The sequence below is a fragment of the Micromonospora sp. URMC 107 genome (genome assembly GCF_051386315.1).
Classification (GTDB): Bacteria; Actinomycetota; Actinomycetes; order Mycobacteriales; family Micromonosporaceae; genus Micromonospora.
This window is the reverse complement of the sequence record NZ_JBPQTK010000139.1, coordinates 1-14,644: the sequence shown is the minus strand read 5'-3', so window position 1 is coordinate 14,644 and position 14,644 is coordinate 1. Positions and strand designations below refer to the sequence as shown.

At 73.4% G+C, this 14,644-nt stretch carries 12 protein-coding genes; 10 read left to right on the top strand and 2 right to left on the bottom strand.

Going from position 1 to position 14,644, the window contains the following annotated elements; translation table 11 throughout:
- Positions 1-133: 133 nt before the first annotated feature.
- A complete protein-coding gene (locus ACSNN9_RS24150) occupies positions 134-1,303 on the bottom strand; it encodes an NADH-quinone oxidoreductase subunit D (RefSeq protein ID WP_436675519.1) in 1,170 nt (389 codons plus the stop codon).
- Positions 1,300-2,379 (bottom strand): SAM-dependent methyltransferase, encoded by a 1,080-nt coding sequence (locus ACSNN9_RS24145; protein ID WP_436675518.1) that lies wholly within the window; start codon positions 2,377-2,379, stop codon positions 1,300-1,302. The genes ACSNN9_RS24150 and ACSNN9_RS24145 overlap by 4 nt, the downstream gene beginning before the upstream one ends.
- A gap of 193 nt (positions 2,380-2,572) precedes the next feature.
- On the opposite strand from ACSNN9_RS24145, the gene ACSNN9_RS24140 reads away from it, so the two are divergent.
- The 10 genes from ACSNN9_RS24140 (at position 2,573) to ACSNN9_RS24095 (ending at position 14,589) form a co-directional block, all read left to right on the top strand.
- Positions 2,573-3,526 carry a Rossmann-like and DUF2520 domain-containing protein gene (locus ACSNN9_RS24140; protein ID WP_436675517.1) on the top strand — a complete coding sequence of 318 codons (954 nt, stop codon included), beginning with the start codon at positions 2,573-2,575 and terminating at the stop codon, positions 3,524-3,526.
- 29 nt (positions 3,527-3,555) lie between these two features.
- Complete coding sequence (panC, locus tag ACSNN9_RS24135; RefSeq protein WP_436675520.1) at positions 3,556-4,404, top strand: pantoate--beta-alanine ligase; 849 nt, start codon at positions 3,556-3,558, stop codon at positions 4,402-4,404.
- Between the two features lie 36 nt (positions 4,405-4,440).
- Positions 4,441-4,866, top strand: coding sequence for an aspartate 1-decarboxylase (gene panD / locus ACSNN9_RS24130; RefSeq protein WP_357879220.1), 426 nt, complete (start codon positions 4,441-4,443; stop codon positions 4,864-4,866).
- A 190-nt stretch (positions 4,867-5,056) separates the two neighbouring features.
- Positions 5,057-5,950, top strand: a complete 894-nt coding sequence (locus ACSNN9_RS24125) for a septum formation family protein (RefSeq protein ID WP_436675516.1) — start codon at positions 5,057-5,059, stop codon at positions 5,948-5,950.
- 168 nt (positions 5,951-6,118) lie between these two features.
- The gene (locus tag ACSNN9_RS24120) at positions 6,119-7,813 is read left to right on the top strand and encodes an L-aspartate oxidase (RefSeq protein WP_436675515.1); all 1,695 of its coding nucleotides are present in this window, start codon (positions 6,119-6,121) and stop codon (positions 7,811-7,813) included.
- Positions 7,810-8,706, top strand: coding sequence for a carboxylating nicotinate-nucleotide diphosphorylase (nadC, locus tag ACSNN9_RS24115; protein ID WP_436675514.1), 897 nt, complete (start codon positions 7,810-7,812; stop codon positions 8,704-8,706). The genes ACSNN9_RS24120 and nadC overlap by 4 nt, the downstream gene beginning before the upstream one ends.
- Positions 8,707-8,738: 32 nt before the next feature.
- On the top strand, positions 8,739-9,497 hold the full coding sequence (locus tag ACSNN9_RS24110) for a type III pantothenate kinase (RefSeq protein ID WP_436675513.1): 759 nt from the start codon (positions 8,739-8,741) through the stop codon (positions 9,495-9,497).
- Between the two features lie 130 nt (positions 9,498-9,627).
- Positions 9,628-11,136 carry a lysine--tRNA ligase gene (gene lysS, locus ACSNN9_RS24105; protein ID WP_436675512.1) on the top strand — a complete coding sequence of 503 codons (1,509 nt, stop codon included), beginning with the start codon at positions 9,628-9,630 and terminating at the stop codon, positions 11,134-11,136.
- A 109-nt stretch (positions 11,137-11,245) separates the two neighbouring features.
- Positions 11,246-11,596, top strand: coding sequence for a histone-like nucleoid-structuring protein Lsr2 (locus tag ACSNN9_RS24100; protein WP_357094775.1), 351 nt, complete (start codon positions 11,246-11,248; stop codon positions 11,594-11,596).
- A 461-nt stretch (positions 11,597-12,057) separates the two neighbouring features.
- The gene (locus ACSNN9_RS24095; RefSeq protein ID WP_357879243.1) at positions 12,058-14,589 is read left to right on the top strand and encodes an ATP-dependent Clp protease ATP-binding subunit; all 2,532 of its coding nucleotides are present in this window, start codon (positions 12,058-12,060) and stop codon (positions 14,587-14,589) included.
- Positions 14,590-14,644 lie beyond the last annotated feature (55 nt).

Sequence of the window (14,644 nt, the reverse complement as noted above, 5' to 3'; positions counted from 1 at the left end):
GACCCCGGCCGCACGCCGCGACCGGCCACCCCGACCGAGGCCGAGAGGGGAAGCCGCCACCGGAAGTCGAGAGCGGGAACCGCCACCGGAAGTCGAGAGCGGGAACCGTGGCCGCGGGCCGCAGCCGGGCGGGTCACTTGTCGATGTCGCCGACCACGAAGAACATCGAGCCGAGGATGGCGATCAGGTCCGGCACCAGGCAGCCGGGGAGCAGGGTGGCCAGGGCCTGCACGTTCGCGTACGACGCGGTGCGCAGCTTCAGCCGCCACGGTGTCTTCTCGCCCCGGGAGACCAGGTAGTAGCCGTTGATGCCGAGCGGATTCTCGGTCCAGGCGTAGGTGTGCCCCTCGGGGGCCTTGAGCACCTTCGGCAGCCGGGTGTTGACCGGCCCGGTGAGCCGGTCCACCCGGTCCAGGCACTGCTCGGCGAGGTCGAGCGAGGCGTACACCTGGTCGAGCAGCACCTCGAAGCGGGCGTGGCAGTCCCCGGCGGTCTTCGTGACGACGGGCACGTCCAGCTGGTCGTAGGCCAGGTAGGGCTCGTCGCGGCGCAGGTCGAGGTCGAGGCCGGAGGCGCGGGCGACGGGCCCGGACGCGCCGAACGCGGCGGCGTCCGTGGCGGAGAGCACCCCGACGCCGACCGTACGGGCCAGGAAGATGTCGTTGCGCCGGATGAGGTTGTCCAGGTCCGGCATCCGGCGGCGTACCTCGGCGATGGCGGTCCGCGCCCGGCCGGTCCAGCCGGAGGGCACCTCCTCCTTGAGCCCGCCCACCCGGTTGAACATGTAGTGGATCCGGCCGCCGGAGACCTCCTCCATCACCGCCTGGATGGTCTCCCGCTCGCGGAAGGCGTAGAACATCGGCGTGATCGCGCCGATCTCCAGCGGGTAGGAGCCGAGGAACATCAGGTGGTTGAGCACCCGGTTCAGCTCGGCCAGCGCCATCCGCAGCCAGGTGGCCCGCTCCGGCACCTCCATGCCCATCAGTCGTTCCACGGCGAGCACCACGCCCAGCTCGTTGGAGAACGCCGAGAGCCAGTCGTGCCGGTTGGCCAGCACGATGATCTGCCGGTAGTCGCGGACCTCGAACAGCTTCTCCGCGCCCCGGTGCATGTAGCCGACGATCGGCTCGCAGGCCACCACCCGCTCGCCGTCGAGCACCAGCCTGAGCCGGAGCACGCCGTGCGTGGAGGGGTGCTGCGGCCCGATGTTGAGCACCATGTCGGTGCCGAGCTGCTCCCCGCCGGCCCCGGTGCCGACGGTCAGCTCGCGGAGGTCGCCGGCGTCCGTGGTCATGCCCGTCATCGTGCCATGAGCGACGCGGGGTCGACGCCGACCGGTTGCCGCAACCACCAGTGCCCGCCCAACCCGGCCGGGTCGGTCAGCTCGGCCACCGCCGACGCGGCGGCGAGCGCCCGCACGTATCCGGCCGGGTCGCCGGTGGCCAGGCTCAGCGGCGGTCGCCCGCCGTCGGCCCCGAGCGCCCGCAGCGCCTCCCGCTGCGACACCAGGTCGTACGCGCACCCGGCGACCGTGGCGCCGGCGGAGGCGACCGAGTCCACGGCGACGTGCGCGGTGACGTCGCGGCTCCCGTCCGGCACCGGCGGCACCTGCCGCCCGCCCCGGTACCCGGTCAACGTCCCGTCCACGGGTCGGCCGCCCCGCAGGTGCCCGTAGTCCACGGCCAGCGCCAGCCCCCGGTCCACCCTGCGGACCGCCTCGGCCCAGGCGTCGTCGCGCGTCCGGCCGATCTCGGCCCTGACTGCCCGGAACCCCGACCCGTCCGCGCCGGCACCCGGTGTCGGCCACCACCGTTCGAGCCAGTCGGCGTCCGCGGGGCCGACGGGGTCACCGACGGCCTCCTCACCGGTGGCCGGGTCGACCAGCAGGTAGCGCCAGCCGTCGGCGGTGGGCACGGCCACGTCGAGCGGCACGTTGTCCAGCCACTCGGTGGCCACCAGCAGCCCGGTGAGCCCGGCGGGGATCTCGTCCACCCACCCGATCCGCTCGGGGAGGCCGTCGGGCCGGGCCGCCTTCTCGACTGCGGTGAGGCGTACCCGGGAGGCGAGCGGGACCGGCGCGGAGGGCGAGGCGGCGGCGGGCGGCGACCCGGCGCGGGCCGACGGGCGGGAAGCGCCCAGCGCGGCGGCGAGGGCGCGCAGCAGCTCGCCCCGGCCCGCCCCCACGTCGACGACGCAGAGGTCGCAGGGGTGGCCGAGGGCGGCGTCGACCTGCTCGACGAGCCGCAGCAGCGCGGCGGCGAACGCCGGCGACGCGTGCACGCTGGTGCGGAAGTGGGCGGCCGGTCCCGCCCCGGAGACGAAGAAACCGCCCGGCCCGTAGAGCGCCCGCTGCATCGCGTCCCGCCAGCGGATCGACATCAGTCCGTCCCTCGTTCGGCGTGCGTCACCGTGCCGACCCTACGCAGCCGGTCGGGAAGGCCGCCCCTCCCGCCCCGGCCGCACGGGGTCGAGGCCATCGGTGAACGTTTTCACACATCCTTGTCCCGGTTCCGTCACCCCGGCGCATACTTGCGGTCGACCGGTACCCCTTCTCGAGGACTGGATCGTCGCCATGAGCGCACCCCTGCGCCCGCGCCCGGCCGCCCCCCACGGGGCCGCCGTCCCGCCGGCCGCCACCCCCCGTTCCCTGACCGTCGGCGTCGTCGGCTCCGGCCGCGTCGGCGCCGTGCTGGGCGCCGCACTCGTCGCCGCCGGCCACCGCGTCGTCGCCGCCACGGCTGGTTCCGGCGCCTCCCGGGCCCGGGCGGCGCTGCTGCTGCCCGGCGTGCCCCGCCGCTCCGCCGCCGCCGTCGCGCGGGCGGCCACCGACCTGCTGCTGGTCGCCGTGCCCGACGACGCGCTCGCCGGGGTGGTCGCCGCCCTGGCCGACGGCGGCGCGCTGCGCCCCGGCCAGGTGGTCGCGCACACCTCCGGCGCGCACGGGCTGGCCGTGCTCGCCCCCGCCGTCGCGGCGGGCGCCCGTCCGCTGGCGCTGCACCCCGCGATGACCTTCACCGGTACGCCGGACGACCTCGCCCGGCTGGCCGGCATCTCGTACGGGGTGACCGCTCCGGCGGAGCTGCGCCCCCTGGCCGCCCGGCTGGTCGCCGACCTGGGCGGGGTGCCGGAGTGGGTCGGCGAGGCGGACCGGCCGCTCTACCACGCGGCGCTGGCGCACGGCGCCAACCACCTGGTGACCCTGGTCAACGAGGCGGCCGACCGGCTGCGCGACGCCGGGGTGGCCCAGCCGGAGAAGGTGCTCGCCCCGCTGCTGCGGGCCGCCCTGGAGAACGCGCTGCGCCTCGGCGACGACGCGCTGACCGGGCCGGTGTCCCGGGGCGACGCCGGCACGGTCGAGCGGCATTTGGCCCGGCTCGCCGCGACCGCCCCCGAGTCGGTCGCGCCCTACCTGGCCCTGGCCCGGCGTACGGCCGACCGGGCCATCGCCGCGGGCCGGCTGCGGCCGGTCGACGCGGAGTCGCTGCTCGGCGTGCTCGCCGGCGACCGGCGGGAGGTGGCGGCGTGAACGGGCCGCTGGTGGACGGAGGGGACCGGGTGACGGAACTGGTGCACGGCCGCGCCGAGCTGGCCGCGGCGCGGGACGGGCTGAAGGGCACCGTCGGCGTCGTGATGACCATGGGTGCGCTGCACTCCGGGCACGAGACGCTGCTGCGGGCGGCCCGGGAGCGGGCCGACCACGTGATCGTCACGATCTTCGTCAACCCGCTGCAGTTCGGGCCGAACGAGGACTTCGACCGCTACCCGCGCACCCTCGACGCCGACCTGGAGATCTGCCGGCGGGCCGGCGCGGACGTGGTCTTCGCCCCCGCGGTGACGGACATGTACCCGGACGGCGAGCCCCGGGTCCGGGTGAACCCGGGCCCGCTGGGGGAGGACCTGGAGGGGCAGAGCCGCCCCGGGTTCTTCCACGGGGTGCTCACCGTGGTGCTGAAGCTGCTTCAGCTCACCCGCCCCGACCTGGCGTTCTTCGGCGAGAAGGACTACCAGCAGCTGACCCTGGTGCGGCGGATGGCCCGGGATCTCGACGTGCCGGTCGAGGTGGTCGGCGTGCCCACCGTGCGGGAGCCGGACGGGCTGGCCCTGTCCAGCCGCAACCGCTACCTCTCCCCGCCCGAGCGGCAGGCCGCGCTGAGCCTGTCGGCGGCGCTGCGGGCCGGGGCCGCGACCGCCGACGAGGGCGGTGACGCGGGGGCGGTGCTCGCCGCCGCGCACGCGGCCTTCGGCGCCGGTACGCCCGGCGCGCGGCTCGACTACCTGGTGCTCACCGACCCGGACCTGGAGCCGGGGCCGGTCTCCGGGCCGGCGCGGCTGCTCGTCGCCGCCTGGGTGGGCGCCACCCGGTTGATCGACAACGCGGCGATCCGGCTCGCCCCCCGTTCCTGAACCCCACCCCCGCCACCTTCCGCGAAAGGCATCCCGATGCTGCGCACCATGCTCAAGTCGAAGATCCACCGGGCCACGGTGACCCAGGCCGACCTGCACTACGTCGGCTCGGTGACCGTCGACGAGGACCTGCTCGACGCCGCCGACCTGATCCCGGGCGAACAGGTGGCGATCGTGGACATCACCAACGGGGCGCGCCTGGAGACCTACGTGATCCCGGGCGAGCGGGGCAGCGGCGTGATCGGCATCAACGGCGCCGCCGCCCACCTGGTGCACCCGGGCGACCTGGTCATCCTCATCTCGTACGGGCAGATGGACGACGCCGAGGCCCGGGCGTACCGGCCGCGGGTCGTGCACGTCGACGCCGACAACCGGGTCGTCGAGCTGAACACCGACCCGACGACCGCCGCCCCCGGCACCGCCGGCGCCCCGATCCCCAACCCCCTCGCCGCCGCCGTCTGACCCGCCCTTCCCCGCGCGATCCCGCGCCTCCGCGTGGGGTCGGGTGACCCGTTGTCGCTTTCGTCCGAACTGTGACTGTGAGTACGCGGGAGCGCCGGCAGGTGGACGCCTGTGCGGTCTGTCACCGGACCGTCGTCTCTGGGTAGTCTGGTTGCCCGTCGACAGACGCGGGTGGCTGGGGGAGGCCGCGATGCGCCGTGCGATGACCACCCTGCTCGCGGCCGTCACCGCGGCCCTCCTCCTGGCGGGGTGCGCCGACTCCGGCGGGCTGGACGGTGACCTGGTCGACGACTGGGCGGCCCCGCCCGCGCCCGGGCCCTTCGTTCCGGCCGCCGGGGTGTGCCAGGTCGCCGACTTCGCCGACGTGGTGACCCTGGCGGCGTACGCGCCGGTGGACTGCGCCGCGCCGCACCGGGTCGAGACCGTGCACGTGGGCGCCTTTCCGGCCGCGCGGGCCGCCCCGCCGCCGGGCGGCTCGGCCGAGTTGCGCGGCGCCTTCGCCGACTGCGACAGCCGGGCGACCGGTCACGTGGGCGCCGACTGGCGCTCGGGGCGGCTCCGGCTGGCGGTGGCGGTGCCGTCCGGGCCGGGCTGGGCGGCCGGCGCCCGCTGGTACCGGTGCGACCTGACCGAGGTGAGCAGCGCCGAGGCCGCCGCCACGGTGGTGGTCCGCACCGGCAGCCTCCGCGACGCGCTGCGCGGGCCGTCCCCGCTGCGCCTGGGCTGCCAGCAGGCCCGCTCCCGGGGCGGGTCGGTGCGGACGCTGCTCCCGGTCGACTGCGCCACCAGGCACGACGCCGAGTTCGTCGGGGTGTGGCGGGCGCCCGACCGCCCCTACCCGACCCGGGTCGCCGACTGGGCCCCGCTGTACGCCGGCTGCCGCTCGGTGCTCGGCCGCTACGTGGGCGTGCCCGACGACGCCGACCTGCGCTTCCGCAGCGGCGTGGTGGTCCGCCCGCCGGGGTCGGGCCGGTGGCGCGTCGGTGACCGGGGGGTGCGCTGCTACCTCTGGCTCGACGACCGTACGGTGACCGGCTCGCTGCGGGGCGCGGGCCCGGCGGCCCTCCCGGTCCGCACCAGGTAGCGCCGAGCGGGGCCGGCCGCCGCGCCGGTTCGGGCGGCCGGACCACGCGGGCGCCCGTCGTGGGTGACGTCGGCCGGCACGCCCTGGTCGGGTCCGGACCCGATGGCCCAAACCACTCGTCCCGCCCCCGCCGCCCCGCGCGAAGGCCCTTCGGGGTTGACTGTGGGCATGGACCTTCCGACGGTCGACCTGCCGGCCCTGCCCCGCCTGCTGGCCGCCCCCGCGCCCGGCTGGGTGGAGACCACCGACGTGATCGTGGTCGGCTCCGGGGTGGCCGGCCTGACCGCCGCGCTGCACCTGCGCGAGGCCGGGCTGCACGTCACCGTGGTCACCAAGGTCAACATCGACGAGGGGTCGACCCGCTGGGCGCAGGGCGGCATCGCCGCCGTGCTCGACCCGCAGGACACCCCGACCGCGCACGCCTCGGACACCGAGATCGCCGGCGTCGGGCTCTGCGACCCGGCGGCGGTGCGGGTGCTGGTCGAGGAGGGCCCGACCCGGCTGCGCGAGCTGATGCGGATCGGGGCGGAGTTCGACCGCAACCCGGACGGCTCGCTGATGCTCACCCGGGAGGGCGGCCACCGGGCCGACCGGATCGTGCACGCCGGCGGCGACGCCACCGGGGCCGAGGTGCAGCGCGCGCTGCACGCCGCCGTGCGCCGCGACCCCTGGATCCGGCTGGTCGAGCACGCCCTGGTGCTCGACCTGCTGCGCGCCCCGGGGGACGGCCCGGACGGGCTCGGCCCGGCCTGCGGCATCACCCTGCACGTGCTCGGCGAGGGCAGCGAGGACGGCGTGGGCGCCATCCTGGGCCGGGCGGTCGTCCTGGCCACCGGCGGGATGGGCCAGATCTACGCGGCCACCACCAACCCGGCCGTGTCGACCGGGGACGGGGTGGCCCTCGCGCTGCGGGCCGGCGCGGCGGTGACCGACGTGGAGTTCGTCCAGTTCCACCCGACCGCGCTGATCACCCCGGCCGCCGACGGCGTGCCCGGCGCCGGGCACGCCCAGCAGCCGCTGGTCTCCGAGGCGTTGCGCGGCGAGGGCGCCCACCTGGTGGACGGCGACGGCAAGCGGTTCATGGTCGGGCAGCACGAGCTGGCCGAGCTGGCGCCCCGGGACGTGGTGGCCAAGGGCATCCACCGGGTCCTGCTGGCCACCGGGGCGGACCACGTCTTCCTCGACGCCCGGCACCTGGGCGGCGACTTCCTGGCCCGGCGCTTCCCGACCATCGTCGCGTCCTGCCTGGCCATCGGGGTCGACCCGGCGACCGACCTGATCCCGGTCGCCCCGGCGGCGCACTACGCCTCCGGCGGCGTCCGCACCGACCTGCGCGGCCGTACCTCCATCCCCGGGCTGTACGCGTGCGGCGAGGTCGCCTGCACCGGCGTGCACGGCGCGAACCGGCTGGCCAGCAACTCGCTGCTGGAGGGGCTCGTCTTCTCCCGGCGGATCGCCGAGGACATCGCGGCCGGGCTGCCCGAGCAGGCCCAGCCGGCGCCGACCGGCGCCTGGGTGGGCGGCGAGGGCTGGGTGGTGCCGGCCGAGGCGACGCCGACGCTGCAACGGGCGATGACCCGGGGCGCGGGGGTGCTCCGCTCGGCGGACACCCTCGCCGCGACCGCCGGCGTGCTGACCGGGCTCGGCGAGGGCCGGGGCCGGCCCCGGACGGCCGACTGGGAGGCGACGAACCTGATCACCGTGGCGTCGACGCTGGTCGCCGCCGCGTACGCCCGCCGGGAGACCCGGGGCTGCCACTGGCGGGAGGACTTCCCGACGGCCGACGAGCGGTGGCACGGCCACCTGGTCGGCGCGGTCGGGGCGCAGGGCCGGCTGACGCAAGCGTGGGAGGGGACCCGATGACGGAGTCGACGGAACGGGCACTGCGGGAGGCGGGCCTGGACCCGGCGCGGGTGCGGCGGGTGATCTCCGACGCGCTCGCCGAGGACCTGGGGCCGGACTTCCTCGACGTCACCAGCGTCGCCACCATCCCGGCCGGGCAGACCGACACGGCCGACCTGGTGGCCCGCGCCGACGGCGTGGTGGCGGGGCTGGCCGTGGCGGCGGCCGTGTTCGAGCTGGTCGGCGAGGCGACGGGCGCCGGCCGTACGGTCGAGGTGTCCGTGGTGGCCCACGACGGCGCGCGGGTGGCGCGCGGCGACGTGCTGGCCACGGTGACCGGCCCGACCCGGCTGCTGCTCACCGCCGAGCGGGCGGCGCTCAACCTGCTCTGCCGGATGTCCGGGGTGGCCACCCACACCCGGGCCTGGGCGGACGCCCTGGCCGGCACCAAGGCGATGGTGCTGGACACCCGCAAGACCACGCCGGGCCTGCGCGCCCTGGAGAAGTACGCGGTCCGCGCGGGCGGCGGCACGAACAAGCGGATGGGCCTGCACGACGTCGCGATGATCAAGGACAACCACAAGCTGGCGGCGGGCGGCATCACGGCGGCCTTCCGCCGGGTCCGGGAGACCTTCCCGGACGTGCCGGTGCAGGTCGAGGTGGACACCGTCGCCGAGGCGGTGGAGGCGGTCGAGGCCGGGGCGGACTTCCTGCTGCTGGACAACATGACCCCGGAGATGCTCACCGAGGTGGTCGCGTCGGTGGGGGACCGGGCGGAGCTGGAGGCGACCGGCGGGCTGACCCTCGACGTGGCGGCGCGGTACGCGGCGACCGGCGTCGACTTCCTGTCCGTCGGGGCGCTGACGCACTCCTCGCCGATCCTCGACATCGCCATGGACCTGCGCACCGGGTGAACCGGCGGCCGGCCGTTGTCTAGGCTGCGTGCGTGCTGCTCTGCATCGACATCGGAAACACCAACACCGTGCTGGCGACCTTCGACGGCGACAAGCTGGTGCACTCCTGGCGGATCAAGACCGATGCGCGGTCGACGGCCGACGAGCTGGGCCTGAAGTTCCGCGGGCTGCTCGCCGGGGACGCGGTCGAGATCACCGGGGTCGCGGCCTGCTCCACCGTGCCGGCCGCGCTGCGCTCGCTGCGCACCATGCTGTCCCGCTACTACGCGGACCTGCCGAGCGTGATCGTCGAGCCCGGGGTGCGCACCGGCGTGCAGCTCGCCATCGACAACCCGAAGGAGGTGGGCGCCGACCGGGTGGTGAACACCCTGGCCGCGTACACCCTCTACGGCGGGCCGTCGATCGTGGTCGACTTCGGCACCACCACCAACTTCGACGTGATCAGCGGCCGGGGCGAGTTCCTCGGCGGCGCCTTCGCCCCGGGCATCGAGATCTCCTTCGACGCGCTCGCCGCCCGGGCCGCCCAGCTGCGCAAGGTGGAGGCGACCAGGCCCCGCTCGGTGATCGGCAAGAACACCGTCGAGTGCCTCCAGTCCGGCCTCTACTTCGGCTTCGCCGGGCAGGTGGACCGGATCGTCGAGCGGATGATCGAGGAACTGGGCGAGGTGAGCGCGGTGATCGCCACCGGCGGGCTGGCCTCGCTGGTGATCAACGAGTGCCGCACGATCACCCACCACGAGCCGATGATCACCCTGATCGGCCTGCGGATGGTCTACGAGCGCAACGTCTGATTTCCGGCCGCCGGAGAGGGCGTGAGTGGGGTCGGTCATGGCGGGCAGGTCATCCCGTAACGCCTCCCCGGGGCCTTGAGTACGCTCGGGGCCTGACCCCGCCCGAAATCTCCTTCTGAGGAAGCGTGCCGTGACCGAGCAGAACCCCGTGCCAGTCGATCCCGCCGACGACCTTCCCGAGCAGATGAAGGTCCGCCGGGAGAAGCGGGACCGGATGCTCGCCGAGGGCGTCGAGCCGTACCCGATCGGATTCCCCCGGACCAGCACCCTGGCCGAGATCCGCGAGAAGTACGCCGAGCTGCCCACCGACACCGCCACGGGCGACCAGGTCTCGGTCACCGGCCGGGTGATCTTCGTACGCAACACCGGCAAGCTCTGCTTCGCCACCCTGCGGGACGGCGACGGCACGGAGTTGCAGGCCATGCTCTCCCTCGACCGGGTCGGTGCCGACCGGCTGAACGACTGGAAGCGCCTGGTCGACCTCGGCGACCTCGTCGGGGTGACCGGCGAGGTGATCACCAGCCGGCGCGGCGAGCTGTCCGTGCTGGTCGAGCAGTGGGCGGTCACGGCGAAGGCGCTGCGCCCGCTCCCGGTGGCGCACAAGCCGTTGAGCGAGGAGGCGCGGGTCCGGCAGCGCTACGTGGACCTGATCGTCCGTCCGCAGGCCCGTCAGATGGTGCGTACCCGGGCCGCGACCGTCCGCAGCCTGCGCGACGTGCTGCACGGCCGGGGCTTCATCGAGGTGGAGACCCCGATGCTCCAGCTGCTGCACGGCGGCGCGGCGGCCCGGCCATTCGTGACCCACAGCAATGCGCTCAGCACGGATCTGTATCTGCGAATCGCGCCGGAACTGTTTCTCAAGCGGGCCGTCGTCGGCGGCGTCGACCGCGTCTTCGAGATCAACCGCAACTTCCGTAATGAGGGTGTCGACTCTTCGCACTCGCCCGAGTTCGCGATGCTCGAGGCATACGAGGCGTACGGCGACTACGACACCATGGCCGAGCTGACCCGGAATCTGGTGCAGCAGGCGGCGATCGCGGTCAGCGGCTCGACCGTGGTGACGCACGCCGACGGCCGGGAGTTCGATCTGGGCGGCGAGTGGCGCTCGGTGACCCTCTTCGGGGTGCTTTCCGAGGCGCTCGGCGAGGAGGTCACGGTACGCACCGAGCGCGCCCGCCTGGTGGAGTACGCCGACAAGGTGGGGCTGGCGGTCGACCCCAAGTGGGGGCCGGGCAAGCTGGCGGAGGAACTGTTCGAGGAACTGGTGGTGCCGGGCCTGACGGCGCCCACCTTCGTCCGCGACTACCCGGAGGAGACCAGCCCGCTGACCCGGGCGCACCGCAGCGAGCCCGGGCTGGCCGAGAAGTGGGACCTCTACGTGCTCGGTTTCGAGCTGGGGACCGCGTACTCCGAGCTGGTGGACCCGGTGGTGCAGCGGGAGCGGCTGGTGGCCCAGGCCCAGCTCGCCGCCCGCGGCGACGACGAGGCCATGCGGCTGGACGAGGACTTCCTCCGGGCGATGGAGTACGGAATGCCGCCCGCCGGGGGTATGGGAATGGGAATCGACCGGCTGTTGATGGCGCTCACCGGCCTGGGAATTCGGGAAACCATCCTCTTCCCCCTGGTTCGCCCGGAGTAGTCGCGCATCTCCACCGGGTCGTTACCGCATCCTATTGACGCGGCAAGCGTCGGGCGGGTTATCGTGCTCTCAGTTTGCAGGAGCACCCTGCTCGAAAGGAATGTGGGACGTGGCCAAGCAGATCATTCATAAGCTGGTCGATGACCTGGACGGCGGGGACGCTGACGAGACGGTCAAGTTCGCGCTCGACGGCGTTCAGTACGAGATCGACCTGTCGAGCTCGAACGCCGAGAAATTGCGCGACGTATTCGCTCAGTACATCGCCCACGGCACCAAGGTGGGCAGGGGCGGTGTCGTCGTCGGCGGCCGGGCCGCGCGCGGTCGGGGTGGCGCCACCGCCGACCGGGAGCAGAACAAGGCGATCCGCGCCTGGGCCAAGAAGGCCGGCAAGGACATCTCCGACCGCGGCCGGATCCCGCAGGAGATCGTTGACGAGTACCACGCGAAGGCCGGTCACTGACCGAGACCGCCGACGGGCGACATCGACGCCGGGCCGGAGCACGACTCCGGGCCGGCGTCGCCGTATCCGCCCGGGACCGCGTCCGAGCGGGAAGAATTCCGTCCCGACGGTGGTTGTCCACAGCCGGTGGAGAGTCCGTCCACAGCCTGTGGACGACTCCCGGACGGCCCGGATCCGGGCCGCGTCGGCACCGGCACGGCCCGCACGACGGGTCCGCGACGTGGCCCGAATTTCGCTCTGCGCGTACAGGCGGGGGTACCGGAACACCCCCTGAGCGCGGACGGTTGTGTAAAACGACGCGTACACGGCCTCCGGCGGGGACACACGACCTCAGCGGAGTCGGCTCGCGGCGATAGAGTAAGGAGGCACGGACGCCCGTCCCGGTCGTCCGCGCACCGGCCCCGCCACGACTTCTTGACCATCAAGATCGAGTGCGCACGGCACGTGAGGAGCACGAGGGCATGTTCGAGCGGTTCACCGACCGAGCGCGACGGGTTGTCGTCCTGGCCCAAGAAGAGGCCCGGATGCTCAACCACAACTACATCGGTACGGAACACATCCTGCTGGGCCTGATCCACGAGGGTGAGGGCGTCGCCGCCAAGGCTCTGGAGAGCCTCGGCATCTCCCTGGAGGGTGTGCGACAGCAGGTCGAGGAGATCATCGGCCAGGGCCAGCAGGCGCCGAGCGGGCACATCCCGTTCACGCCGCGGGCCAAGAAGGTGCTGGAGCTGTCGCTGCGCGAGGCGCTGCAGCTCGGCCACAACTACATCGGCACGGAGCACATCCTGCTCGGTCTGATCCGCGAGGGTGAGGGCGTCGCCGCCCAGGTGCTGGTCAAGCTCGGCGCCGACCTCAACCGGGTCCGCCAGCAGGTGATCCAGCTGCTCTCGGGCTACCAGGGCAAGGAGCCGGCCGCGGCGGGCGCCACGCCGGGCGAGGCCGCGCCGTCCACCAGCCTCGTGCTGGACCAGTTCGGCCGCAACCTGACCCAGGCCGCCCGCGAGGGCAAGCTCGACCCGGTCATCGGGCGCGAGAAGGAAATCGAGCGGGTCATGCAGGTGCTCTCCCGCCGCACCAAGAACAACCCGGTCCTGATCGGTGAGCCCGGCGTCGGCAAGACCGCCGTGGTCGAGGGGCTGTCCCAGAAGATCATCAAGGGCGAGGTGCCCGAGACGCTGAAGGACAAGCAGCTCTACACGCTCGACCTCGGCGCCCTGGTCGCCGGTTCCCGCTACCGCGGTGACTTCGAGGAGCGCCTCAAGAAGGTGCTCAAGGAGATCCGCACCCGCGGCGACATCATCCTCTTCATCGACGAGATCCACACCCTGGTCGGCGCGGGCGCCGCCGAGGGCGCGATCGACGCGGCGAGCATCCTCAAGCCGATGCTGGCCCGCGGCGAGCTGCAGACCATCGGCGCGACCACGCTCGACGAATACCGCAAGCACCTGGAGAAGGACGCCGCCCTCGAGCGCCGCTTCCAGCCGATCCAGGTGGGTGAGCCGTCGCTGGCCCACACCATCGAGATCCTCAAGGGCCTGCGCGACCGCTACGAGGCGCACCACCGGGTGAGCATCACCGACGCGGCCCTCGTGGCCGCCGCGACGCTTGCCGACCGGTACATCTCCGACCGCTTCCTGCCGGACAAGGCGATCGACCTCATCGACGAGGCCGGTGCCCGGATGCGGATCCGCCGGATGACCGCGCCGCCAGACCTGCGCGACTTCGACGAGCGCATCGCCCAGGTGCGTCGCGACAAGGAGTCCGCGATCGACGCGCAGGACTTCGAGCGCGCCGCCCAGCTGCGCGACAAGGAGAAGCAGCTCCTCGGCCAGAAGGCGCAGCGGGAGAAGGAGTGGAAGGCCGGTGACCTGGACGTCGTCAGCGAGGTCGACGACGAGCAGATCGCCGAGGTGCTCGGCAACTGGACCGGCATCCCGGTCTACAAGCTGACCGAGGAGGAGACCTCACGCCTGCTGCGCATGGAGGACGAGCTGCACAAGCGCGTCATCGGCCAGGAGGACGCGGTCAAGGCGGTCTCGAAGGCGATCCGGCGTACCCGGGCCGGCCTGAAGGACCCGAAGCGTCCGTCGGGCTCGTTCATCTTCGCCGGCCCGTCCGGTGTCGGTAAGACCGAGCTCTCCAAGGCGCTGGCCGAGTTCCTGTTCGGCAGCGAGGACGCCCTCATCCAGCTCGACATGTCCGAGTTCCACGACCGCTACACGGTCTCCCGGCTGGTGGGTGCCCCTCCCGGCTACGTCGGCTACGACGAGGGCGGCCAGCTGACCGAGAAGGTGCGGCGTCGGCCGTTCTCGGTGGTCCTCTTCGACGAGATCGAGAAGGCCCACCCGGACGTGTTCAACACGCTGCTCCAGATCCTGGAGGACGGTCGGCTCACCGACGGTCAGGGCCGGATCGTGGACTTCAAGAACACGGTCATCATCCTGACCACCAACCTGGGCACCCGCGACGTCGCCAAGGCGGTCTCGCTCGGTTTCCAGGCGTCGGAGGACTCCGAGTCCAACTACGACCGGATGAAGCAGAAGGTCAACGACGAGCTCAAGCAGCACTTCCGGCCTGAGTTCCTGAACCGGATCGACGACACCATCGTCTTCCACCAGCTGCGCCAGCTGGAGATCCTGTCGATCGTCGACATCATGATCCAGCGGATCGAGGGCCAGCTGCGCAACAAGGACATGGGCCTGGAGCTGACCGACAACGCCAAGAAGTACCTGGCGAAGAAGGGCTTCGACCCGGTGCTCGGTGCGCGTCCGCTGCGTCGCACGATCCAGCGCGACATCGAGGACAACCTGTCCGAGCGGATCCTCTTCAACGAGCTGACCCCGGGTCAGATCGTGGTGGTGGACTGCGAGGGCGACCCGGAGGACATCGACAAGTCCAAGCTCGTCTTCAAGGGCGCGGACCGGCCGGCCACCGTGCCGGACGCCGTCCCGGCCGACCTCGGCGGCACCGCCGCCGCAGGCGCGGACGAGTAGGGCAGAACAGCACGAGGGGGGGGGGGGGGGGGGGGGGGGGGGGGGGGGGGGGGGG

Bases quoted from the DNA above. Each gene is read 5' to 3' on its own strand.
- ACSNN9_RS24150 (WP_436675519.1), bottom strand. From the start codon at position 1,303: ATGACGGGCATGACCACGGACGCCGGCGACCTCCGCGAGCTGACCGTC.
- ACSNN9_RS24145 (WP_436675518.1), bottom strand. From the start codon at position 2,379: ATGTCGATCCGCTGGCGGGACGCGATGCAGCGGGCGCTCTACGGGCCG.
- ACSNN9_RS24140 (WP_436675517.1), top strand. From the start codon at position 2,573: ATGAGCGCACCCCTGCGCCCGCGCCCGGCCGCCCCCCACGGGGCCGCC.
- panD (WP_357879220.1), top strand. From the start codon at position 4,441: ATGCTGCGCACCATGCTCAAGTCGAAGATCCACCGGGCCACGGTGACC.
- ACSNN9_RS24125 (WP_436675516.1), top strand. From the start codon at position 5,057: ATGCGCCGTGCGATGACCACCCTGCTCGCGGCCGTCACCGCGGCCCTC.
- ACSNN9_RS24120 (WP_436675515.1), top strand. From the start codon at position 6,119: ATGGACCTTCCGACGGTCGACCTGCCGGCCCTGCCCCGCCTGCTGGCC.
- nadC (WP_436675514.1), top strand. From the start codon at position 7,810: ATGACGGAGTCGACGGAACGGGCACTGCGGGAGGCGGGCCTGGACCCG.
- ACSNN9_RS24095 (WP_357879243.1), top strand. From the start codon at position 12,058: ATGTTCGAGCGGTTCACCGACCGAGCGCGACGGGTTGTCGTCCTGGCC.